The organism is Xenorhabdus vietnamensis, from assembly GCF_002127535.1.
Taxonomy (GTDB): domain Bacteria; phylum Pseudomonadota; class Gammaproteobacteria; order Enterobacterales; family Enterobacteriaceae; genus Xenorhabdus; species Xenorhabdus vietnamensis.
Genome location: NZ_MUBJ01000023.1, coordinates 1 through 22,886 on the forward strand (window position 1 = coordinate 1; position 22,886 = coordinate 22,886).

General features: G+C 37.2%; 20 protein-coding genes and 1 pseudogene. 8 read left to right on the top strand and 13 right to left on the bottom strand.

Annotation, left to right across the window (positions count from 1 at the left end; translation table 11 throughout):
- Positions 1-218 precede the first annotated feature (218 nt).
- The 10 genes and pseudogenes from Xvie_RS25865 to cpxR all read right to left on the bottom strand — a co-directional run bounded on the left by Xvie_RS25865 (position 219) and on the right by cpxR (position 12,270).
- A pseudogene (locus Xvie_RS25865) lies at positions 219-1,232 on the bottom strand (IS110 family RNA-guided transposase).
- 79 nt (positions 1,233-1,311) lie between these two features.
- A complete protein-coding gene (locus Xvie_RS16445) occupies positions 1,312-2,316 on the bottom strand; it encodes an NAD-dependent epimerase (protein ID WP_086110268.1) in 1,005 nt (334 codons plus the stop codon).
- Between the two features lie 29 nt (positions 2,317-2,345).
- Entirely contained in the window at positions 2,346-3,515 is a 1,170-nt protein-coding gene (locus Xvie_RS16450; protein WP_086110269.1) for a nucleotide sugar dehydrogenase, read from the bottom strand.
- Positions 3,508-4,818 (bottom strand): capsular polysaccharide export protein, LipB/KpsS family, encoded by a 1,311-nt coding sequence (locus Xvie_RS16455; protein ID WP_086110270.1) that lies wholly within the window; start codon positions 4,816-4,818, stop codon positions 3,508-3,510. The genes Xvie_RS16450 and Xvie_RS16455 overlap by 8 nt, the downstream gene beginning before the upstream one ends.
- Positions 4,802-5,839: a glycosyltransferase family 4 protein gene (locus Xvie_RS16460; RefSeq protein ID WP_086110271.1), complete on the bottom strand. Its 1,038-nt coding sequence runs from the start codon at positions 5,837-5,839 to the stop codon at positions 4,802-4,804. Before Xvie_RS16460 ends, Xvie_RS16455 begins: the two co-directional genes overlap by 17 nt.
- A 1,173-nt stretch (positions 5,840-7,012) precedes the next feature.
- A complete protein-coding gene (locus Xvie_RS16470; RefSeq protein ID WP_086110273.1) occupies positions 7,013-7,822 on the bottom strand; it encodes a glycosyltransferase family 2 protein in 810 nt (269 codons plus the stop codon).
- Entirely contained in the window at positions 7,806-9,038 is a 1,233-nt protein-coding gene (locus tag Xvie_RS16475; RefSeq protein WP_086110274.1) for a lipopolysaccharide biosynthesis protein, read from the bottom strand. Before Xvie_RS16475 ends, Xvie_RS16470 begins: the two co-directional genes overlap by 17 nt.
- A gap of 10 nt (positions 9,039-9,048) precedes the next feature.
- On the bottom strand, positions 9,049-9,927 hold the full coding sequence (locus Xvie_RS16480; RefSeq protein WP_086110275.1) for an ATP-grasp fold amidoligase family protein: 879 nt from the start codon (positions 9,925-9,927) through the stop codon (positions 9,049-9,051).
- Positions 9,928-10,198: 271 nt separating this feature from the next.
- Positions 10,199-11,578, bottom strand: a complete 1,380-nt coding sequence (cpxA, locus tag Xvie_RS16485; protein ID WP_086110276.1) for an envelope stress sensor histidine kinase CpxA — start codon at positions 11,576-11,578, stop codon at positions 10,199-10,201.
- Entirely contained in the window at positions 11,575-12,270 is a 696-nt protein-coding gene (cpxR, locus tag Xvie_RS16490) for an envelope stress response regulator transcription factor CpxR (RefSeq protein WP_086110277.1), read from the bottom strand. The genes cpxA and cpxR overlap by 4 nt, the downstream gene beginning before the upstream one ends.
- A gap of 151 nt (positions 12,271-12,421) precedes the next feature.
- On the opposite strand from cpxR, the gene Xvie_RS16495 reads away from it, so the two are divergent.
- From Xvie_RS16495 to Xvie_RS16520, 6 genes are all read left to right on the top strand, one after another.
- Positions 12,422-12,919: a Spy/CpxP family protein refolding chaperone gene (locus tag Xvie_RS16495; protein ID WP_086110278.1), complete on the top strand. Its 498-nt coding sequence runs from the start codon at positions 12,422-12,424 to the stop codon at positions 12,917-12,919.
- 344 nt (positions 12,920-13,263) lie between these two features.
- Positions 13,264-13,905, top strand: coding sequence for a lysophospholipid acyltransferase family protein (locus Xvie_RS16500; RefSeq protein ID WP_086110314.1), 642 nt, complete (start codon positions 13,264-13,266; stop codon positions 13,903-13,905).
- Complete coding sequence (locus Xvie_RS16505; RefSeq protein WP_086110279.1) at positions 13,902-14,846, top strand: phosphatidate cytidylyltransferase; 945 nt, start codon at positions 13,902-13,904, stop codon at positions 14,844-14,846. The genes Xvie_RS16500 and Xvie_RS16505 overlap by 4 nt, the downstream gene beginning before the upstream one ends.
- Positions 14,847-14,876: 30 nt before the next feature.
- Entirely contained in the window at positions 14,877-15,776 is a 900-nt protein-coding gene (gene fieF / locus Xvie_RS16510) for a CDF family cation-efflux transporter FieF (protein ID WP_086110280.1), read from the top strand.
- 207 nt (positions 15,777-15,983) lie between these two features.
- On the top strand, positions 15,984-16,961 hold the full coding sequence (pfkA, locus tag Xvie_RS16515; RefSeq protein WP_086110281.1) for a 6-phosphofructokinase: 978 nt from the start codon (positions 15,984-15,986) through the stop codon (positions 16,959-16,961).
- A 265-nt stretch (positions 16,962-17,226) separates the two neighbouring features.
- The gene (locus Xvie_RS16520) at positions 17,227-18,189 is read left to right on the top strand and encodes a sulfate ABC transporter substrate-binding protein (protein ID WP_208612607.1); all 963 of its coding nucleotides are present in this window, start codon (positions 17,227-17,229) and stop codon (positions 18,187-18,189) included.
- Between the two features lie 100 nt (positions 18,190-18,289).
- Here the strand turns inward: Xvie_RS16520 and tpiA are convergent, their stop codons facing one another.
- Both tpiA and Xvie_RS16530 read right to left on the bottom strand, forming a co-directional pair.
- Positions 18,290-19,057, bottom strand: coding sequence for a triose-phosphate isomerase (gene tpiA, locus Xvie_RS16525; protein WP_086110282.1), 768 nt, complete (start codon positions 19,055-19,057; stop codon positions 18,290-18,292).
- A 141-nt stretch (positions 19,058-19,198) separates the two neighbouring features.
- Positions 19,199-19,810: a DUF1454 family protein gene (locus tag Xvie_RS16530; RefSeq protein WP_244175698.1), complete on the bottom strand. Its 612-nt coding sequence runs from the start codon at positions 19,808-19,810 to the stop codon at positions 19,199-19,201.
- Between Xvie_RS16530 and Xvie_RS16535 the strand changes: the two genes are divergently transcribed.
- Entirely contained in the window at positions 19,809-20,339 is a 531-nt protein-coding gene (locus Xvie_RS16535; RefSeq protein WP_422645946.1) for a DUF805 domain-containing protein, read from the top strand. The two genes, Xvie_RS16530 and Xvie_RS16535, sit on opposite strands and share 2 nt — an antisense overlap.
- 40 nt (positions 20,340-20,379) lie before the next feature.
- Here Xvie_RS16535 and fpr read toward each other — a convergent pair whose 3' ends face one another.
- Positions 20,380-21,126, bottom strand: a complete 747-nt coding sequence (gene fpr, locus Xvie_RS16540) for a ferredoxin--NADP(+) reductase (protein ID WP_086110284.1) — start codon at positions 21,124-21,126, stop codon at positions 20,380-20,382.
- Positions 21,127-21,618: 492 nt separating this feature from the next.
- Between fpr and emrD the strand changes: the two genes are divergently transcribed.
- A complete protein-coding gene (gene emrD / locus Xvie_RS16545; protein WP_086110285.1) occupies positions 21,619-22,806 on the top strand; it encodes a multidrug efflux MFS transporter EmrD in 1,188 nt (395 codons plus the stop codon).
- Positions 22,807-22,886: the final 80 nt, after the last annotated feature.

The window sequence follows — 22,886 nt, forward strand, 5'->3', positions numbered from 1 at the left end:
TTCTGACCATCATTAACGCAATGGTTAGAAATAGCCAAATATGGGATGAGTCTTACCATCAGTTGACTTCTTAAAAAATACGGTTGAAGACAGTTGCTCATTATCTCAACAGTCTTGACAGACTGAGCTACTTGTCAGGTTCACAGAGAGTCGGTACTACCTGTCAGTACATCTACTTATGGACTTCAACGACATAATAAAATTCACATGACTCCTCATTAAGGGATATAAACCGATTGTTGATTAACCAATGCCCAAGCAATCCTGGCATTCTTATTGGCTAATGCAACTACCGCCTTATTGATGCCACTACGCTCTATTAGACCTTTTAGCCAGCGCTGTAATTCATTACATTGTTCGTCAGGCCGCTTATTGAGTCTATACACGAAAGAACGGGCATCATGTATCAGTATTCCCCGTAAATAGGCATCTCCCCGTTTACTGACACCGAGTTGTCTGACTTTTCCCCCACTGCTATGTTCTTTGGGAACCAGCCTCAAGTAGCTGGCAAAGTGGCAGCCATTTTTAAAATCTTTACCGTCACCCAGTGTTATTATCAGGGCTGAAGCTCCCAATGGCCCAACGCCCGGTAATGTTAACAGTCTGCGGGTATCTTCATGCTGGGTATTCAGATGGTCAAGACGCTTATCCAGTTCGTTCAGACGTTGCTGAAGGTCTTTCAGCTCAAACAACAATTCCTGAAACAACGCCTCAATACGGTCAATTCATTTTCAGCATTTTCCAGATGTTCAGGTAAACATTGTTCTACCTTGTGAGCACTTTCAGGCATGGCAATGCCATATTCCAGCCCTAATCCGCGTATCTGGTTAATCAGCGCAGTTCGGTTTTTCATTAGACGCTGACGAACCCTATGCAAGCATTGAATATCTTGTTGTTCTATTGTTTTTTCCGGCACATACCGCATACCCGGTCGACTGTCAGCCTCCACAATAGCAATCGCATCATTTTTATCATTCTTACTGCCCATTCTGAAAGGTGCGACGTATTGAGGGCTAATTTGTTTAACTTCATGGCCAAACTGTCTGAACTGACGACCCCAATAATTGGCACTGTCACAGGCTTCCATCACTATCCTTGATGGGGGCTGTTGGGCAATGAAAGCCGTCAGTTTTTCACGAGATACTATTTTGTTCTGAATAGGCTTCCCGGAGGAAGACACGATATTTAACTGAAAAACTCGCTTTGCCAGGTCTTCCGATAACTTGTTCCATTGGACACCTCTTCGTATTTTGCTGATGTATTCAGCATGGCTCACTGAAGCCGGTTTGGGGAGGTGTCCATTTCATTAGCTTACAGATAATATTGTTTATACCATTGAATAAATTGTTCTACACCGTCCGATACATGAGTAAAAGGTTTATAACCAGTTGCTTTAAATAGATCTTCAGTATCAGCCCATGTTGAATAAACATCGCCAGGCTGCATTGGAAGCATATTTTTAATTGCTTTAATACCTAAACTATTTTCTAGAGCTGTAATGTAATCTATTAAATTTACCGGGGAACCATTACCAATGTTATATATTTTATAAGGTGCTGAGCTATTTGCTGGATTGCCGATTTTAGGTGTCCAAGAATTATCAGAAATAGGTACAACATCAGAAATTAGGACAATACCTTCTACAATATCATCTATATATGTGAAATCACGGCTTAGCTGACCATTGTTATAAACATCTATGGACTCATGGCTTAGTATTGCTTTTGTAAATTTGAATAGAGCCATGTCTGGTCTTCCCCATGGACCATATACTGTAAAGAATCTGAGGCCTGTAGTCGGTATTCCATATAAGTGAGAATAGCTGTGAGCCATTAACTCGTTAGCTTTCTTTGTTGCGGCATATAGTGAAATTGGATGATCTACGGAGTCAGCGGTTGAGAATGGAAATTGATCATTTAAACCGTAAACAGAACTTGATGATGCGTATACTAAATGATTAATATTATTATAACGACAACCTTCAAGGATAGTTAAAAATCCAGATAGATTGCTATCAGAATAAGAGTAAGGATTATCTAGAGAGTATCGTACACCAGCTTGAGCTGCCAAATGAATGACACGATAAAATTTGTTATTTTTAAATAACTCTTCAATTGAATTCCTGTCAGAAACATTCATGTATATAAATCTGAAATTCTTAAGATTAGACAAAACATTTAATCTTGATTTTTTTAAAGAGACGTCATAATAATCATTGATATTGTCAATTCCAATAACATGGTTACCATTTTTTATTAATTTTTTTATTAAATGAAAACCAATGAATCCTGCTGCACCTGTGACTAAATATTTCATAATAATTTAACTGTTATAGTTTATATAAATCAATCATTTCCAAAAAGATCACGTGAATATACTTTTGATTCTACATCTTTTAAGTCTACACACATACGATTTGAAATAATAACGTCAGATATAGTTTTAAATTCATTTAAATCACGAATTAGTCTGGAATTGAAGAAGTTGTTTTCTTTCATCTCAGGTTCAAAAATTACCACCTCAATACCTTTGGCTTTGACTCGTTTCATGATTCCTTGAATTGAAGAGGCTCTGAAATTATCCGAGCCTGATTTCATAATTAGGCGATAAACACCAACTATTTTGGGACTTTTACTGATGATCGAGTCGGCAATAAAGTCTTTACGCGTTCGGTTAGCTTCTACAATTGCACTAATAATATTATTTGGTACTTCCTGATAATTAGCCAACAACTGTTTCGTATCTTTTGGTAGGCAATAGCCACCATAACCAAAAGATGGATTATTGTAATGATTACCAATACGTGGATCTAAGCATACACCTTCAATGATTTGGCGTGAGTCCAGTCCTTTAGCTTCAGCATAGCTATCTAGCTCATTAAAATAAGCTACACGCATGGCGAGGTAAGTATTGGCGAAGAGTTTTATAGCTTCTGCTTCAGTAGAGTCTGTAAAGAGAACAGGAATATCTTTCTTGATTGCACCTTCGATAAGAAGATTGGCAAATATTTTTGCTCGTTCTGAACGCTCACCGACAACAATTCTGGATGGATAGAGGTTATCGTAAAGAGCACGGCCTTCACGCAAGAATTCAGGTGAGAAAATAATATTATCAGTTTGATATTTCTCTCTCATTTGTTTGGTAAAGCCAACAGGAATAGTTGATTTGATTACCATTGTTGCTGAAGGGTTGTATTTTAATACGTCTGAAATAACTGATTCTACAGATTTTGTGTTAAAATAATTCGTTTTTGGATCATAGTCTGTTGGGGTGGAAATAATTACAAAATTAGAGTTCTCATATGCTTCTTTCTTATCTAGAGTTGTTTCTAAATTAAGATGCTTTTCTTTAAGAAAAAAATCCATTTCTAGATCTTTGATAAAATTTTTTTTTTCTTTAATGAAATTTATTTTTTCTTTATCAACATCTAAGGCAACCACTAGATTATTTTGAGATAAAAGTATCCCATTGGACAAACCAACATATCCTATACCAACTATAGTAATTTTATACATTTTTGCTTTTCTCAGTATTATAATAGCCTAATTCTGTTAATTTATTTTTTATTTTATTCATATTATATGAATATCCTGCACCATGCAGACTATAGTTATAATATAAATAGTCTAGATATTCTTTTCTTGCTTTCTTAGTATGTGGAGTTTCTTTATTTATTAATATAGAATATATGGTTTTTTCTAAGTTAGCTAGGTTGGATTTTATCGCTATATCATCCTTGTCATAGATGGAATTACCAAGTAAAATCAATGGGCAATCAGTTTTAATAATATCTATGGCTGCACTAGAATTTATTGTTATTGATAATTTTGCTTTTTCAGCTAATTCGTGTACTCCACCTAAAACCATCTGACTATTACAATCTAAAATATAATTTTTATTATCATTAGGATGTTTTTTAAATAGAATGCTTATATTAGGATTAACGTTACGAACACATTTCTCTATTTCTTTTATGAGGAGTTGATTCGATTTGATGTTACTATGTATTAATATTTGTGTATCTTCCTCTAGTTGGAGAGGAACAAATATATAGTTAACAGGTAACTCTATTATAGATTTTCTATCATGATAGGAGCCATTTTTAAATTGATTAATATGTCTCTTTATGTATTTCCTTATACTGAAACTATTATGTTGATATTTTAATAGAGTTGATGATCTAAATATTTTTTCTGTTTTTAGAAGTAGTAAAAAAATAAAAAAATGATATTTTGATTTTATTGAATTATGGTGATGTTCTATTGAAGCATTATTTGAATTATTAGATGATGGTATGTGAGATAAAAAAGAGAAATTCTTGATTTCAATTAAAGATGAAAATGCATTTACTCCTTTAGGATCTAAAATAGTTGTATTAGGTCTAAATAACCCCTGTTCAGTTACAATATAAGTTATGCTTAATATCTTACATATTTTTATAGTAAGAGCGTGATGCCATCTTAGATCATTATGAAGTAATACTAATTTAATATTGTGTCTTATTAGAAAATCTCTAATAAAAGAAACAAATTGACTCATATATTCAATTTCATTTAAATTTAATTCTCTTTTTTCTTGATGTTTTATTTTTGCTTTATAAATAGAAGGGGTGTTTAGAACAATAATTTTATCTTCATTCGACGGTATAATGTTTTTTATTTCTTTATTTATATAATGGCAATCAAATTCATCTAAATAATGGCTTATTGCAAATGAGGATAGTAATGCTATTTTTTTTCCACAGTATAAAGAAGCTATTTTACTATGTAAGTTTGAATACATAGGGTCTAAAGTTAGTATATTATTTGTTTTTTTCATTGAATACCTTTATGTACTTCTTTTGCATTTCTTTTTGGGAAAAATCTTGATCTGCTAAATCAACTCTTGTTATTTTGATTCTCTGTTTCTGAGATAATTGTGACGAAAAAACTAGTTTTGAATTTAAACTCTCTACAGAACATACCGAAAATAAAGTCACATTATACTTTTCAAATTCTCTATTTGCATCTATATCTGAAGCTATACAATAACAATTTGATAGTATAGCTTCCATTAAAGCTATTGATTTACCTTCTACGAGTGATGGTAATACAAATATGTCACCTGGATGAATAATGGAAAAAGGATCTTCTATCTCTCCCCAAAATTTACAGTTAATATTTCTTTCAATAGATAGATGATTTAATTTTTCTTTTTCATCACCATTACCAACTATATTTAGTCTACAATGACTAGGTAAATTGTAGAATGCTTTTATTAACAAACCCACCTGCTTAGCTTTTACTAGTCTTCCTACATACCAGAAGTTAAGTATGTGATTGTCTTCATTTTTATTCTTTCCATATATGGGAGTAATACAGCCATTATCTATATGGAATGATTTTATACTCCTTTTTTTTAATCCTTCAGAGGCTGATAGAGAGGTTGTAATTACTTTTTCATTTCTTAATAGAAAATCATATATAAAATTGAATAGCCATTTAGGGAGTAACTTCCAATTACTTCTGTTATTTATTGAATAATCATTATGTACTAAGAAAAATACCTTAATTGTAGGGACATGTTTTCTTATTATTTTCCCATAAATATAAGGAAATATCCCATCTGCAAGGATCACATCTGTGTTTCTTATTTCATTTAATATTTTACTCACGAGTAAAATATTAAATAGCATCCTATAACGAGATAGCTCTAGATTTTTTATAGATAGGTCGTATAATTGATCTTTTTTTCCTCGTAAAGATAATACATTCCATTTGTTATTTCCTTTTGATAATAAGTAGTGGACATAATTAGAACCACAATGTATGTTATTAGCTATTAGTGAGGTTATTTTCATATTGTCTTTTTTGTGAAATTAAAATTATCAATGTTATAGAAATCCAAAAAATAGAATGCTCGAAATTTAGTTTTGTTATTAGTAAAGCCAAAATAGGAATGAAGTAATAAATCTTTCTTTTTAAGTTTAGAAAAATAAATATAAATAAAATTAGAGAGAGTATTAATGAAACTGAAAAACTATATAATATAAAACCTATATCTGCTATTGTGGCATATTCTCTATTCATCTCATTAAGATTAGAGTTGTATATTTTATCTTCAATCAGGAAATATCCTTTTCCAATAATTAGATCCCACAAATCTCGGTCCAAAATTAGTCTAATAGTCTCTATTCTTAGCTTTAAGGTGTATTGGGCTCTAGATATAAATATATCAATAAGAGAAGGATAAACAATAGCTACTATACTTATAATACATAGCAATGTTAGTAGGATAAAATTATAGATTTTTACTTTTCTAATATATATTTTTTGAATAATAATAATAAATATTAATACGAATAATATTTTCCCCACAGAAGAGTTGCATATTAATAAGCTTATCATAGATAAAATGAATAAGATGCTTATTTTTTTGCGTATAAGATATAAAGGTATTAATAATGATGAAAGAACTACAGCATATGTAGATGGCTCAACTAATAATCCTGTAGGCCTATATAGAATAATTGAATTGGCAGTATTATGCCACACATTGATGTATCTGCTTTCTTCACCTGTAATAAACTTAACAATATCAACATAGTAACCGGTTGAATAAATAACAATAGTTTGTATATAAAAAAATATTAAATGAACATTTAACACTTTGCTGATCACTTTTGCGATACAATCATGATCTTCCTTTATACGGAAAAGTGATATTGAAATCATAAAATAATTTATTATACTTATAAATTTATTTATGGAATTATTTATTATTGTGTTATCCTTGAAGGAAGTAAATATATTGCTATTCTCAATAGAAAAAAGGATAAAACTTAGAGAAAGAAAAGATAATAATATTAACGATATTCCGAATATTACTTTAATAAATTTATAGTTAATATTATAGTTATTTGTTTTGCAATATATAAAGGATGAAAATGAGAAAAAAAGGGTTATAATATTAATATATGGATTGAAGCTGATTAAAGATGCAGATAATATTGATAGCGTTAATAGTAATGTATTCATTTTTTATTTGTGTATTTTATAATTAATGCATGGATTATTCTTATCACTTTTATAAATATATTTTTTGAAATTGAACCAATTTTAAAATTTTGTTTGTTTATATCTTTAGCAAATTTATTTTGTGAATCTTTCTTTCTTGAAGAAATCCTATTTTCTGAAGTGGAGTATTCATATAAAGGTTCTTTAATATATGCAATTTTATATTTGTTTTTCATTCTTAATAAAAAATCATAGTCCTGACTGTATCTTATTTCATCATTATATTGAACTTCATCAAATAATTTTTTTTCCCCAAAAAAAGTTCCATGGCAGATAAAATTACCCCACCGCAATAATGTAGGATGAAAGTTTTCTACGAGAACATTCATAGGTTTTATATTACCATTTATAAAGTATTGGCTAACACAAAAGTCATACCTTATAGTTTTTAATAGGAAATTGAATTGAATTTCTAATCTATTAGGTAAACTTATATCATCAGAATCTTGGCGTGCAATGTAAGTTCCTGTTGCTAGTGTTAACATGCGGTTTAATGATTTTGTTAGTCCTATGTTTTTTTGTTTAATTAATATTATCCTATTATCTTGTCTGGCTAGCATCTGGCAAATATTAAATGTATTATCACTTGAACCATCATCACAGATTATTAGTTCGAAATTTTTATATGTTTGTGATAATATGGACTTTATTGATTTTTCTATGCTTATTTCTGCGTTAAAAGCAGACATAATAATGGAGATCATAGGGGAGGAGTGATTTCTTTTAGAAATATAAAAAGAACCATACTGATCATTGATTTTTTCCAATTTTATTACTCCGTTTTTCTATTTTATCATATGTTATTTTATAATCTATATAGAATAAAGTTCTAGCAATAGTTAAGGATATTGCCCCACCAATTAATCCTAAAAAATAAATTAATATAATTGTTAATAAAGATGAAATTATAGATATTCTTAATGAAATATTTCGATATTCTTTATCTAATTTTTTAGGTATGAAATATCCTTGGCTATAGGCGTTAGCCATGCCTACGAATAATATACTTATAGATATTAAATAAATATAAATATTATCATTGTATTGTGAGCCTAAAAATAAATTAATAATTCCTTTTCCGAGGAAAATTATGATTAATATAATAGGGGCTGCAATGATAATATTTATCCAAAGTATTTTATATAAGTGGTTTTTTTCTTCTCTTGCTAATATTGGATAAATTGCTTTGGATAATACATCTTGAAATGATGTTATAATACCACACAATTTTATCGCGACAATATACTTTGCAAATTCTAACGGAGAGGATGTACTGCTTAGGTATATTGTTGGTATAGCATTATAAAAATTAGGGGCTAATATACCTATAAATATATTGTAACCATCTTTTAATTGCTTTTTTAGTCCTTTTATTTTTAATATACTATATTTTTTTTTCGAATATAAAGTAAAGAACACGACTAATCCACATAATAGCATTGGATAGCAAGTGCTTAACATTACTAATTCTATATAATTTTGGTTATTTATAAACAATAGTATTACTAGTAAATTGACTATTTTTCCAAAAAGTGAGATATATAGAATATATTGAGATTTAGATAATCCCTGAAAAAACCAAAAACAGACTAAAACATATCCTAAAAAATAAGGTACAGCGTAATATATTAACCATTTTGTCAATATTGTTTCAAGAAAACAATATGAATATATTACAGCTAATAGTGAATATATTATAGATAATAAAAATCTGACACTTTGGTTTTTGGTATAAATAATATTTATTCTATTTTTATTATTTTTGTTCTTAGATATATCTCTGACCCCGGTATATTGTGCACCATAATCTATTATGGTATGGCCAAAGACTATAATTGTTAAGAATAATAAATATTTTCCATATATATCAGCACCCATAGCTCTTGATAATATAGGCATTGTTATTATAGGTATTATTAATCCTAAAACATGAACCGTTGATAGAGTTAATATATTTCTTAATATTTCTTTTTTTTTATTCATTATTATTCTTTTAAATCAATTTTCCTATTTCCAAATCGACATTTTTATTTTCTTCATTATTTAAGTCGTTATCCAATCCAGCGGCAGGAAAGAAAGTTAATTCCCCAAAGATTATATTACCACTATTTAAATAAAAATCTACTCTAACAAATGGAAAATTGGATGACAGTTTCTTGCTATATTCAATTAATTTCTCATGGCCTATTGGCTTTTTAATAGGTTTATTCAAGCCCAAGTAATCCGAACCGTATGGTAGTAATCTCCATTCCAAATCGACAAAATAAAATTTAGGATTTCCTGTGTCTCTCTCGGTACAAATCATAATAAATTTAGGCTTACCATGGAAACAAAAAACTTTATAATCTTCTGGTAGTTGTCCATTTTCTGTTTCTATATATTTCTCGCATATTATTTTCTTTTTGATATTTTTATAGTGTAGCTCCGCATAATTTTTCCAAAAATCCTGTTTCATCCAGGTTTTTAATTTTCTTTCATGGCTATTTTTGTCTATATATTTTTTGTTTTCACATATTATATTATAGCCAGCTCCATGATTGCATTTCATAACAAATTTGTTAGGTAATAAATCCCAATCTATTTCTTCAACAGAATTCCACACTCCATAGATTTCGTTCAAAATTTCTGGATGACCTATTTTTTTTATATATTCTCTTACAGAAAATTTATCTGCACATAATGTTATTAATGGATTATTATTATAAGTATTAAATTTTAGCCATTGTAATTTTTCATTAAAAGTTTCAGGCTGTTTTAGATTCAAGAATTTTTTGAATCGATCATAGAAATGTATTTTAGTTGCTAATAATGGAGAGATTGAACATACATGATAGACAAGTTTTTTAGCTATACTTCTGATGGTTATTTTCATAATAGTTTTTATCAATATTATTTGGATATTTTCATATTATAGATAAGGCTACCGCACTAGGTTACGGCTCCCAGAGTGCCTGTCATATGTAATAATTTAACTTATCTAATTAATATAAAAGGATTTTTTATCTTAACAAAAATTATCATATCAACGATTTGTGTTAAGCAGCGACGAGGTTAGTCTCTCGTCGCTTTGAGGTCAAGTATAACCGTGTTTTTTCTTTAATTGTTACATCTTGTAACTAACTAAATTTCAAAACGAAAGTTATCTATCTCCCATGTAACGGCAACCAAATCACCAGCCGCAATCCACCCAAAGGGCTATCTTCTGCTTTGACCCAACCTCTATGTTGACTCACTGCTGTTTCAACAATCGCTAATCCCAATCCTGTTCCTCCTGACTCCCTATCTCTCGCTTCATCTGTTCTATAAAACGGTCGGAAGATGTGTTCGCGATCTTCTGGGCTGACTCCAGAACCATCATCATCAACGGTAATCGTTACACCTTGGTTATCTGCCTTGAATGCAACGGCGATATGGCTGTTGGAGTAACGCAGCGCATTACGGACGATGTTTTCCAGTGCGCTGCCGAGTGTTGTAGGATTACAGTAAATAACCCAGTTTCCGGGAGGAGAAACGATATCCAGTGTTTTGTGCATCTGCTCGACTTCAAATTTGGCATTCTCCAAGATGTCATGCCATATATCGTAAGCTTTAATATTCTCTCGCAGTAATTCGTTTTTATGTTGATGACGGGAAAGTACCAACAAGTCGTTAATCATTCCATCTAAACGCTGAGTCTCTGTTTCAATGCGTGCCAATTCTTTACTTTCACCGCGATGGCGGCGAAGTAGGGCTGTCGCCAATTGTAATCGGGTAAGCGGTGTGCGTAGTTCATGGGAGATATCGGAAATCAGCCGTTGTTGGGCGGTGACCATTCTCTCCAGTGCACTAATCATATGGTTAAAGCTACTGCCAGTAGCCAAAAATTCTCGTGGTCCAGATTCCAGCTCAGGGTGTTGTCGTAAGTTTCCTTTCGCAACGTCATCTGCTGCATTTTTTAGTTTCCGTGCGGGTTTTGCCAGGCTCCATGCCAGCCACAGTAGTAATGGGGCGCTTATTAACATGGTGGCTGCGGGCAGTAAAAATGGTCGATCAAACATCAAATTAATAAAATCTGATTGTGGACTACTCGTTGGCTTAATGAGGTAGAGGAGGTAATGCTCTTCGTCATCGCGGACAGAAAAAGGGCCGAGTATTTCCGAACGGCCATATTTTTTCTTTTTAGGGTGATCTGCATTATCGGATTGTCCGATAAAGTTGCGGATAGTTTGTCGTTGGTAGGGAGAAATTTTAACATCACCACTAAGGATACTCTCATTAGGAGCGATAAGGAGTAGGTGTTCGTTCGGTGAAGCAAACAGATTAATAGCGTCTGTCATCTTTATCCACCAGAAACTTTTCCCTGGGCTACGTATTAATTCTTTTTCTATTTTTTTTGCCAGTTCTTTTCCAAACTGATATTCATTATCTAAAAGAGGGGCTAATTGCCTTGAGTCCAATTTAGGAGCCATTAAGGCTATCATCAGGACAAGTGCAAGCGTAAACCAAAAAATGGCGAATATACGAGCTGTCAAGCTATTGATCATTTTGCGGAAACCATTAAGTACCCACGGCCACGTAATGTCTTAAACCATGGAAGTTCATCAGTTCTATTGGGTAATTTACGGCGTAGATTCGAAATATGCATATCAATAGCCCGATCAAATGGTGTTAAGCGCTTTCCTAAGACTGCTTGACTTAAATGCTCACGGGAAACAACCTGCCCTAAATGTTGTGCTAATAAATAAAGTAGAGAGAATTCTGTGCCTGTTAGATCCAAAATTGTACCATCAAAACTGGCTTCCTGACGTCCGGAGTTGAGCCGTAGTTTATCGATTCCCAGTACAGGTATTCCTGTCTCAGTTTGTTGTTCATTCCAGTTGGAACGGCGCAAAATAGCACGTATACGGGCGACTAGTTCGCGATCGTTAAAAGGTTTGGAGAGATAGTCATCTGCTCCCAGCTCCAATCCTAAAACACGGTCCAAATCGCTACCACGAGCCGTTAACATGATAACGGGGATCTGCTGATTGGATTGCCGCAGCTCTTTCAGCATCTCAATGCCATTCTTGCGCGGCATCATAATATCCAGTAATAAAAGGTCAATTGAAGAATCGATATATTGTAAAGCTTGTTCGCCATCATGGGCGCTCACAACATTGAATCCTTCCATTTTGAGTAGTTCTTCTAATAGCGATGTCAGTTCGCGGTCATCATCAACTAATAAGATTTTATGCATTATTCTTCCTCCAAGAGCAAAATACGATAACAAACTTTGCTATTCCATGACTTTACGTTCTTTTACATGCTCTGACGCTAGTTTGCAGCTGTAGGGGTATAGTTATCCCCACTGAATCGAATGCTGTTGTTCGAGAAAGCGAGGAAATTTAATGCGTAACATAGCAATATTGGCTTTGGCGTCAATGTTTGTTCTTGGAACAACGAAAGCCTTAGCTGAAACTGCTGATGCGGATCATGTTCCTGAAGCTAGTTCATCCTCAGACTGTATGCAAGGTGATTATAAGAGGAGTTTTAGTTACTACTGGGGCAGCCAATATAACTATAGTCATATATTAGGCGGAATAGTGTTAACTGAACAGCAGCGTAGGCAAATATTGAGTTTAGCTAAAGATCAGCATGGGTACGAGCAGCCGCTAGTCGATATGCGAGATGCTCGTCTAAAACTAGACGAACTTTTGACTACAGAGACTTTTGATGAAGCTGAGATTCGTTTGCTGCTTGAAAAAATAGCCGAAAACAATGTTCTTTTGAGTATAGAAATATTGCGTTTTAATAATCAGGTTTATCAATTGCTAACACCAGAACAGAAAACTTTATTAAAAAAACGTTATAAAACAGACAAGTGCATAACTAGAAAAGTAGACTAATTTTTTGCTAGTATTTTTAATGCTTTTACTACGAAAGTGTTTTTACTACAAAATAGCATCAACAACGATTTTCCTTGCCATAGACACCATCCCTGTCTTTCAGCCCCGTTTCGGGGCTTTTTTTTGTCTTATAGTTTACTTGCATAAACTGACCTTTTTTATCTGATTTCCTTCTATGAAATTCCAAGGGCAATTTCTTAATTAATGAAAAAATCGCTTATCAGCTAATCCCCCCTCTAATTTGTTGTTATTTTGACCAATATTGATTATCTTACGTTTCATTATTCCGTTATTTAAAAATCTTATCACTCTCGCTTCACATAAAAGGGATAAGGATGCCCAATATGGATAATTTTTATGAAATCAGCCTGTTGGCGGAAATTGTGGGTGCCACGCTATCAGGTTTATGTCGTCTTTTAACTGGTGTGCAGACGCGATGGATTGGCTGCGAGCCATCAATTGCAAGCCGTATTTATTATGCTAACCATTCCAGTCATCTTGATGGATTAGTGATTTGGTCAGGGCTTCCCCCTGCGCTGCGATATCAAGTTCATCCTGTTGCTGCTCGTGATTATTGGGATAAAACCAAACTACGGCGCTATCTCGTTCATAAGGTATTTCATGCTGTATTAATTAAACGTAATGGAGAAAACACGAAGAAAGAGAGGGTACTCGCGCCATTGGAAGCAGTTTTAGCTCAAAAAGAGTCTCTGATTATCTTTCCAGAGGGAACTAGGGGAGATGGTGAACAAATCAATCCGTTCAAAAGTGGTCTGTATCATTTGGTTCGTAAATTCCCTGATGCTGAGATAGTGCCAGTTTATCTGGAGAATTTGAACCGTGCTCTGCCGAAAGGAAAAAAACTTTTGGTGCCAATTAATTGTTCGGTCACGTTTGGCAAGCCATTGGAGCAATTAGGCGAGGGCGAAGGTAAGAATGAGTTCTTATTACGTGCCCGGTCTGCATTAGAGGAGTTAGTGCTATGACAGGTATCAATCGTGATCTGATGCTGTTGCTGGGAGGGATATTCGGGATATTGATTATAGCCAGTGTGATTGGGGGCATTTTGGCTTTTCGCTATTCGGGGGAAAGGAGCAATGCCACTATCGACAATCTTAATGTGCGGATCCGTGGTTGGTGGATGATGTGTGTCATCTGTGTTCTGGCCATTGCAGTTGGGCCTGTGGGATTGATTATTTTGTTTGCGGTGATGTCATTTTTTGCTTTGCGTGAATTTATCACGCTAACACCGTCCCGTCGTAGTGATCATGGAGCACTGTTCTGGTGTTTCTTTGTTTTTATGCCCATGCAATATGTTTTGGTTGGTATGCAATGGTATGGGCTGTTCTTGGTATTCATTCCTGTGTATGTTTTCCTGTTCCTGCCCGCCTGGGCGGCTTTGGTTGGGGATACAACCCATTTTCTGGAGCGAGTAGCTAAAATTCAGTGGGGGATGATGGTAACAGTGTTTGCTATTAGTCATGCGCCAGCGTTGTTGATGCTGGATATCCCTAATTACAAGAATCAAAATGTCAATTTATTGCTGTTCCTGATGATCGTGGTGCAAATGTCCGATGTTTTGCAGTACGTATTCGGGAAGTTATTTGGTAAACGTCCGATAGTACCAAAGCTCAGTCCCAATAAAACGGTTGAAGGATTTGCTGGAGGAATTTTGGCTTCTGTGTTGTTGGGAATGGCGTTGTTCTGGGTAACGCCTTTCTCTCTGTGGGAGGCGGGGCTGATGTCGTTGGCAATTACCTTGATGGGGTTCATTGGTGGATTATGTATGTCGGCGATTAAACGAGATCGTGGAATAAAGGATTTTGGTGGAATTATTGAAGGCCATGGTGGAATGTTGGATAGAATTGATTCGCTTTGCTTCGCAGCCCCTATATTTTTCCATCTGACGCGCTATTTTTATACTTGAGGCTGACTGAATAACCGAAAGGCGGAGTCAATGAGTATAAATTATGGGCGATGGGTCAGTTCCGCTGTGTTGGCGGCAACGGTACTGGCCAGTGTGCTGTTGATTGTAAAAATTTTTGCATGGTGGCTAACGGGGTCGGTGAGCTTACTGGCAGCGTTGGTGGATTCATTGGTTGATTTTGCCGCTTCCCTGACGAATTTTTTTGTAGTGCGTTATTCGCTTCAACCTGCTGATGAAGAGCATACGTTTGGGCATGGTAAAGCTGAATCATTAGCTGCTTTGGCTCAAAGTATGTTTATTTCCGGTTCGGCGATTTTCCTGTTCTTAACGGGCTTTCAGCATTTGTATTCCCCCAAGCCGCTGGAGCATGCAGCGATAGGCGTTTGGGTAATCATTATTGCTCTGGTTTCTACGTTATGTTTGGTCACTTTCCAAAAATGGGTGCTCAATAAAACCCAGAGTCAGGCGATCCGTGCGGATATGCTGCATTATAAGTCTGATCTATTGATGAATGGGGCTATTTTGGTAGCGTTGCTTTTGAGCCTGTACGGTTTTAAACGTGCGGATGCGCTATTTGCCTTAGGAATAGGGGGTTATATCCTCTATAGTGCGTTACGGATGGGTTATGATGCCGTACAATCTTTGCTTGATCGTGCCTTGCCGGATGAAGAGCGGCAGGAGATTATTGATATTATCCGAAATTATCCCGGTATATCTGGTGGGCATGATCTGCGAACTCGTCAATCAGGGCCGACCCGTTTTATTCAGTTCCATCTGGAGATAGATGACCATTTGCCATTGGTGCAGGCGCATGCTTTGGCAGAAGGAGTGGAAAATAAATTGCGGAGCAGGTTTCCGGGTGCCGATATTATTATTCACCAAGATCCTTGCTCTGTTGTACCTGAAGAGCATAAAAATCGTTGGGATTGACGGGAAATTTATTCACAATCAAAAGCTCGTCAAAAAATAGACATAATCTTAATGCAGACTGGGTGTTTTTCCGTATCATAGGTGTTGTTGAATCAATTCAGCTAATGGGTTCACAATCGGGTTTCGTGAAATCGCCGTTAATTTTTCCCCTTTAGGGGAAATCGTCAGCAGATTGGCAAATATTATATCGACAAGTCAGAGGTCATCATGATCAACAAGATTAAAAGAATCGGAGTCTTAACGAGTGGCGGTGATGCGCCAGGCATGAACGCCGCTATTCGTGGTGTTGTTCGTGCCGCTTTAACCGAAGGGTTGGAAGTTTATGGCATTTATGATGGCTATCTGGGGTTATATGAAAACCGCATGAAGAAGCTCGATCGCTTTAGTGTTTCCGACATGATTAATCGTGGGGGTACGTTTTTGGGATCAGCGCGTTTTCCTGAGTTCAGGGATGATAAAGTTCGACAAACTGCCATTGAAAACATGCACAAAAATGAGATTGATGCGCTGGTGGTGATTGGAGGGGATGGTTCTTATTTGGGCGCGAAGAAGCTGACCGAAGCAGGATTCCCTTGCATTGGTTTGCCCGGAACGATTGACAATGATGTTGCGGGCACAGATTACACCATTGGTTATTTTACGGCGCTGGAAACTGTGGTTGAAGCGATTGATCGTCTGCGCGATACATCAACTTCCCACAAACGAATTTCAATCGTTGAGGTGATGGGACGTTATTGTGGTGATTTGACCTTATCAGCGGCAATAGCGGGGGGATGTGAATTTATTGTTTTGCCTGAGAATGAAATCTCATTCGATCGTGAAGAATTGTTGTCTGAGATTAAAGCAGGGATTCAAAAAGGCAAGCGTCATGCGATTGTTGCCATTACTGAGCATGTCTGTGACGTTGCTGAGTTGGCGAAATATATTGAGACGGAAACACATCACGAAACTCGCGCAACGGTATTAGGACATATTCAGCGTGGTGGTGCGCCTGTCGCTTATGACCGCATTCTTGCTTCCCGCATGGGGGCGTATTCTGTTCAGTTACTGTTGGAAGGCCATGGCGGTCGCTGTGTGGGTATCCAGAACGAGAAACTTGTTCATCACGATATCATTGATGCGGTACAAAATATGCAGCGTGTCTTTAAGAAAGAGTGGCTGGGAACCGCGAAGAAACTCTACTAATCCTTTCTTACCTGCAAGATCCTATTTCGGAGACAGCCATATGATGTGGCTGTCTTATCCTCCATATTCTTCTTACGCATAAGCATAAATTTAAAATTATTTCTGTGCCGTAACGCTTTCTGTCAGTTTTTATGGCGGAAATCATCATGGCTTAGGGGAATATATTACCGTGGATATTAATATCAGGGGTATGAATACAGGCTCGCAATGGGCAATCACAAAAAAGTATGTTGTGTCGGCGTTATCTTTGTTGTCTGTTTTAGCGATGACACTGATGACGAACAGTGCATGGGCAAAAGAGAGCCAAATATTGAATGTATCTTATGATCCGACTCGTGAATTTTACCAACAGTATGATAAGGCATTCAAAGAATACTGGCACAATAAAACAGGGGATGATGTCAAGATCCGCCAATCACATGGTGGTTCAGGCAAGCAGGCAACTTCAGTTATTAACGGTCTTCAGGCCGATGTAGTGACTCTGGCTCTGGCTTATGATGTGAATGCCATTGCAGAGCGTGGACGTATTGATAAGCATTGGATTAAGCGTCTACCTGATAATTCAGCACCTTATACATCAACCATTGTCTTTTTGGTGAGAAAAGGGAACCCTAAACAAATAAAAGATTGGTCGGATTTGATCCGTCCAGGTGTTTCGATTGTTACGCCAAATCCGAAAACTTCTGGTGGAGCGCGTTGGAATTATCTGGCTGCTTGGGGATATGGATTAGCGCATAACAATCAGGATCAGGACAAGGCCAAAGAGTTCGTTAGGGCACTCTATAAAAATGTTGGAGTGCTGGATGCCGGTGCACGTGGTGCAACGAATACGTTTGTGGAACGTGGAATTGGCGATGTATTGATTGCGTGGGAAAACGAAGCGTTGTTGGCGATTAATGCTTTGGGTAAGGATAAATTTGAAATCGTGACTCCGAGTATTTCTATTTTGGCGGAGCCAACGGTTTCTGTTGTTGACAAGATAGTTGATAAACGAGGAACGCGCGAATTGGCAACAGAATATTTGAAATATCTTTATTCTCCGATTGGGCAAGAGATTGCGGCCAAAAACTATTATCGTCCTCGCGATAAAGCAATAGCAGAAAAATACCGTGCTGTTTTTCCTGAACTGAAGCTCTTTACGATTGATGAAGTCTTTGGTGGTTGGAATAACGCCCAGAAAGAGCATTTTGCCACGGGCAAAACTTTTGACGAAATTATCCGTCGTTAATCATTGAAAAAACCGCCACAAGTGATGCTTCGTGGCGGTCGAGTCATTTTTCTGTTCTTTATTTAAAGGTCGCCATTAAAAAGTCATCTTTGTTAAAAGATTACGCTTTTTTCGCTTCTGCCGCCGCTTTCACGATAACTGCAAAAGCATCGGCTTTCAGTGATGCACCACCGACCAGCGCACCGTCGATATCCGGTTGGGTGAACAGCTCTGCTGCATTGCTGGCATTCACTGAACCGCCATATTGAATAATGACTTGTTCAGCAATAGCTGCATCTTGTTTCGCGATATGGTCACGGATAAATTTATGAATGGCTTGGGCCTGAGCAGGTGTTGCAGATTTACCTGTACCGATTGCCCAGACGGGTTCATAGGCAATAACTGCATCTTTGAATGCTTCTGCACCCAGCGTGTTCAGGACGGCATCGATCTGCCGAGCACAGACGGCTTCGGTTTGACCCGCTTCATTTTCTTGCTCAGTTTCGCCAATGCACAGAACAGGGATTAGGCCTTGTTCTTTCAGGACGGCGAATTTCTTCGCGATGAATTCGTCGCTTTCTTTATGGTAGGTACGGCGTTCAGAGTGGCCGATAATGATATATTTTGCACCGACGTCTTTCAGCATTTCTGCCGAGGTTTCGCCAGTGAATGCACCAGAAAGATTTACGCCAACATTTTGTGCGCCCAGAGCGATACGGCTACCAGCCAGAGCATTTTTTGCCAGAGAAACATAAACTGTTGGTGGTGCAATAGCGACGCCACAGCCGTCAACGTTACTCAATTCTTTACGCAGGCCTGCAATCAGGTCGTTAACCATGTGGGTACTGCCATTTAATTTCCAGTTACCCATAACTAATGGATGTCGCATATTTTTCCCTCCAACCAGAAAATAATCAAATTGCGAACTGAATGAATATTCTTTCTTTGAATGACATCACAATGATGCCATTCCCTGTAAGCGGAATTCCGACAGTATAAAGATCATCAACGCGAATAGCTCTGCGCTGTGTCACTTATTTTCATTTGCTGAAGTGTCAGATAACGATAGCTTAATCGGTTCAATTGCGAAGGTCATTATATTTTCGCTGCTGTTTACGATGATATAGCGTGCTGCTCCCATTTTTTGACTCAAAGCAGAATGGTTTTCTACTGCTTCCAAAAGCTTTTCCAATTGAATTTGAGCTTGTGCAAGGGAAAGAGTAGGTTCAAATTGATTGATCAGGGCAGCCATATATTGCTTTGCCAGTATGCGGTTTTGCTGATCTTCTTGCTCACTTTGTGATGGCAGCAGTGTAATTTGCAGGCTTTTAATCTTTTCGCTACCTCGTTCCAATACCGCTGAAGAGTAAATGTTGTCATTGATTTTACTGACAGCACGGATGAAAGGCCGGGCAATATTTTTGTTTGAAATTACCTTATATTCGGGCAGGGGAATATCCGGGTGTTTTTTGTTGTATTTTTTCCGAAAGACAGGGGGAGTTTCTTCGAAAGTAGGAGAGCCTGGCTGCAGATACATGGACAATGAGTTTATTTCTGGCGTGACAGAAGGCTCATCGGCAGAGGCTAATAATGGCAAACTGATGCCAAAAGCGATTAATATTGTCACCAGAAGTTTATTCATGCTTGTTTTCATTTTGCTACTCACTGAGTTAAATCCTGGAAAAACAGCATCCACAATTGGAAAAGAGTACATGACATTACAACAATGGGGATTCTCATTCAAAGGCCGAATTGGACGACGAGAGTTTTGGAGCGGCATAGGCATCTGTTTCGCTTTGATCTTTATACTCCTGACACTGCACGGAATGAATATCCTCCCCATGAATTATGCAGCGCTTAGTGTTGTTGTGCTGTTGTATCCAACTACGGCGATTTTTTCGAAACGCCTGCACGACCGAAATAAAAGGGGTAGCTGGGTGTTACTATTGGCACTGGCTTGGATATTGTTGTCCTTTGATTGGAACACAATGGCGCCAATATGGCAGTGGGGAATTGGTCGTTTTGTCCCAACACTGATTTTTGTCATGATGATATTGGATTGTGGTATATTCCGTGGCACAGAAGGCCCCAATCGCTTTGGTGAAATGGCAGAAACAGTTGATTACATTTCTGCCAAACCAGCCAAAGAGCCTGTTCAAAAGCGTAAATAAGTGTACAGATAAATTTATTGCGGAAGCCGTGGCTATCTGATTACCAGTATTGCTCGCTGGTGATTTGGCCCGGCTTACGGCGCAGGTGTTTTGCCATGCTACGTTGTTCTTTCAATAGTTGTTGGGTATCTCTGACCATTTGAGGATTCCCACACAGCATGACATGGCTATTTTCTGCCTTAATCGGTAAACCTACAGCAGATTCCAACTCTCCATTTTCAATTAATGCCGGAATTCTGCCTATGAGTGAATTTGACCATCTCTCTCGACTAACGATGGTTTGTATTCTCAGTTTACCCTGAAATGTTTTTTCCAGTTCCTGCATCATGGGTAAATAACTTAAATCTTGACCCCATCTAACTGCGTGAACTAAAACGATATTTTCGAACCGTTCCAGATTGGTACTTTGCTGGAGGATGGAAAGATAAGGCCCAATCGCTGTGCCAGTAGAAAGCATCCAGAGTGTTTGGCTGTCAGGGATTTCATCCAGAACGAAAAAACCAGCAGCCTGCTCGGTTACCAGCAATTCATCCCCGGTTTTTAGCGCAGCCAAACGGGGACTGAGTTTTCCTTCCGGAACGCTCACTAAATAAAACTCCAGAGTATTATCATAGGGAGAGTTGACATAAGAGTAAGCCCGTTGGATGCGCTCCCCTTCAATTTCCAGTGCAAGTTTTGCAAATTGCCCGGCGGTAAATTTTTCTATTGGTGCATGAATTTTTATGCTGAAAAGTGAATCAGTCCAATTTGTTATATCGGTAACTTTTCCTGTAACCCAGTTTGCCATTACGATTAACCTCTCTACACAATATGGTACGCATTAATATGGTCGAATTAATATGGTGTGAACTGATAAATTGCAAATGAGTGCTGCATGAATTGGTGATTTTTTGTAACGATTCTACGTGATTACGCGAAATAACATTATCGATTAAATGTTACAGTTAAATTAACTGGATTTTTGCCAATATTTTGGATTTATATGTACATTTTTATTGACATATATGGAGAGTATCTCTGTAATTTGTTGCTCACATAACATTGTATACTGAAAAGAAAAAATATAGATTTGCTAAGTGAATCATATTCACTGAAGTCAGTACGTCAGGTTCTTTACTAAGCACTTGAGGGGGTTACTGTGGCTGATGATTGATTCGGTGGTTATTAAATGGTTTGTATAACATTATTTGTATAAACAATATTTGAATAAATATTGCTCTTTAGCGAACGATTATTTTCCATGAACAGCTGTTCCAATGAATGATTGTATATCAGTGCGATGAAAAAAATAGAACATTTTAATTTATTATTGATGTTGATTGCCTTGGCTGCTGTAGGGCAGATGACTCAAACGATCTATGTGCCCGTTATTGCAGATATAGCGAGTGATTTTAGTAAACCTGCGGGAGAAGTTCAGCGGGTGATGGCGGCATATCTGTTTTCTTACGGGCTTTCACAGCTTTTTTATGGGCCGCTCTCTGACAAGGTGGGGCGCCGTCCTGTGATTTTGGCAGGCATGTCCATTTATCTGGTGGCGACGATATGTGCTCTGTTTGCGCCAAACTTATTAGTGCTGGTGATTGCGAGTGCATTACAGGGGTTGGGTACTGGGGTTGCCGGTGTGATGGTGCGTACCATGCCACGGGATTTATATACTGGCACGACGTTGCGCTATGCTAATAGTCTGCTGAATATGGCTGTGTTGGTCAGCCCTTTGGCTGCTCCCATGATTGGTGGGATAGTTGCCCACTATTTTGGTTGGCGCTCCTGTTACTTGTTCCTGTTAGTGATGGGGGCTATGGTTGCTTTCTTCCTGATTCGGCATTTACCAGAGACCCGTCCTGTAGAGACTGCACGCAGCACAATGCTGGTCTCTTTCAACCAACTACTCTCTCATGGCGCTTTTGTATCTTACCTGATCATGCTGGTGGGCGGCCTGGCTGGAGTGGCTGTTTTTGAAGCCAGCAGTGGTGTGTTAATGGGGGCAGTTTTGGGGCTGGATAGCCTAACGGTCAGTGTCTTGTTTATTCTGCCAATTCCTGCGGCGTTTTTTGGGGCGTGGTATGCCGGTCGTGAAGGTAAAACATTTTATCGGCTCATGTGGTACTCAGTTATCTGTTGCTTGTTGGCGGGGGCTTTAATGTGGCTACCCGGCTGGTTTGGCATCATGAATATCTGGACTTTGTTGATACCAGCTGCATTATTCTTTTTTGGTGCGGGCATGTTGTTTCCATTGGCGACGACCGGAGCGATGGAACCATTTCCTTATCTGGCAGGAGCCGCAGGTGCTTTAGTGGGGGGATTTCAGAATGTAGGTTCAGGAGTCGCTACATGGCTGTCGGCGATGTTACCGCAAAATAACCAATTTAGCGTTGGTATGCTGATGTTTTCCATGTCGCTGCTGATTCTGCTTTGTTGGTTGCCTATTTCTCAGGGGGTTCAGCGTCAGGAACATACGGTTTCGTAAAATCGAAAAGTGTGTCGTTGAAAGAAATGTAGTTTTTTTAAAGGCTCCGGCATTGTTTATGCACTTTGCCGGAGCCTTTA

Coding starts and splice junctions, on each gene's coding strand:
- Xvie_RS16445 (WP_086110268.1), bottom strand. CDS start 2,316: ATGAAATATTTAGTCACAGGTGCAGCAGGATTCATTGGTTTTCATTTA.
- Xvie_RS16450 (WP_086110269.1), bottom strand. CDS start 3,515: ATGTATAAAATTACTATAGTTGGTATAGGATATGTTGGTTTGTCCAAT.
- Xvie_RS16455 (WP_086110270.1), bottom strand. CDS start 4,818: ATGAAAAAAACAAATAATATACTAACTTTAGACCCTATGTATTCAAAC.
- Xvie_RS16460 (WP_086110271.1), bottom strand. CDS start 5,839: ATGAAAATAACCTCACTAATAGCTAATAACATACATTGTGGTTCTAAT.
- Xvie_RS16475 (WP_086110274.1), bottom strand. CDS start 9,038: ATGAATAAAAAAAAAGAAATATTAAGAAATATATTAACTCTATCAACG.
- Xvie_RS16480 (WP_086110275.1), bottom strand. CDS start 9,927: ATGAAAATAACCATCAGAAGTATAGCTAAAAAACTTGTCTATCATGTA.
- cpxA (WP_086110276.1), bottom strand. CDS start 11,578: ATGATCAATAGCTTGACAGCTCGTATATTCGCCATTTTTTGGTTTACG.
- cpxR (WP_086110277.1), bottom strand. CDS start 12,270: ATGCATAAAATCTTATTAGTTGATGATGACCGCGAACTGACATCGCTA.
- Xvie_RS16495 (WP_086110278.1), top strand. CDS start 12,422: ATGCGTAACATAGCAATATTGGCTTTGGCGTCAATGTTTGTTCTTGGA.
- Xvie_RS16500 (WP_086110314.1), top strand. CDS start 13,264: ATGGATAATTTTTATGAAATCAGCCTGTTGGCGGAAATTGTGGGTGCC.
- Xvie_RS16505 (WP_086110279.1), top strand. CDS start 13,902: ATGACAGGTATCAATCGTGATCTGATGCTGTTGCTGGGAGGGATATTC.
- fieF (WP_086110280.1), top strand. CDS start 14,877: ATGAGTATAAATTATGGGCGATGGGTCAGTTCCGCTGTGTTGGCGGCA.
- pfkA (WP_086110281.1), top strand. CDS start 15,984: ATGATCAACAAGATTAAAAGAATCGGAGTCTTAACGAGTGGCGGTGAT.
- Xvie_RS16520 (WP_208612607.1), top strand. CDS start 17,227: ATGACACTGATGACGAACAGTGCATGGGCAAAAGAGAGCCAAATATTG.
- tpiA (WP_086110282.1), bottom strand. CDS start 19,057: ATGCGACATCCATTAGTTATGGGTAACTGGAAATTAAATGGCAGTACC.
- Xvie_RS16535 (WP_422645946.1), top strand. CDS start 19,809: ATGCTTGTTTTCATTTTGCTACTCACTGAGTTAAATCCTGGAAAAACA.
- Xvie_RS16530 (WP_244175698.1), bottom strand. CDS start 19,810: ATGAATAAACTTCTGGTGACAATATTAATCGCTTTTGGCATCAGTTTG.
- fpr (WP_086110284.1), bottom strand. CDS start 21,126: ATGGCAAACTGGGTTACAGGAAAAGTTACCGATATAACAAATTGGACT.
- emrD (WP_086110285.1), top strand. CDS start 21,619: ATGAAAAAAATAGAACATTTTAATTTATTATTGATGTTGATTGCCTTG.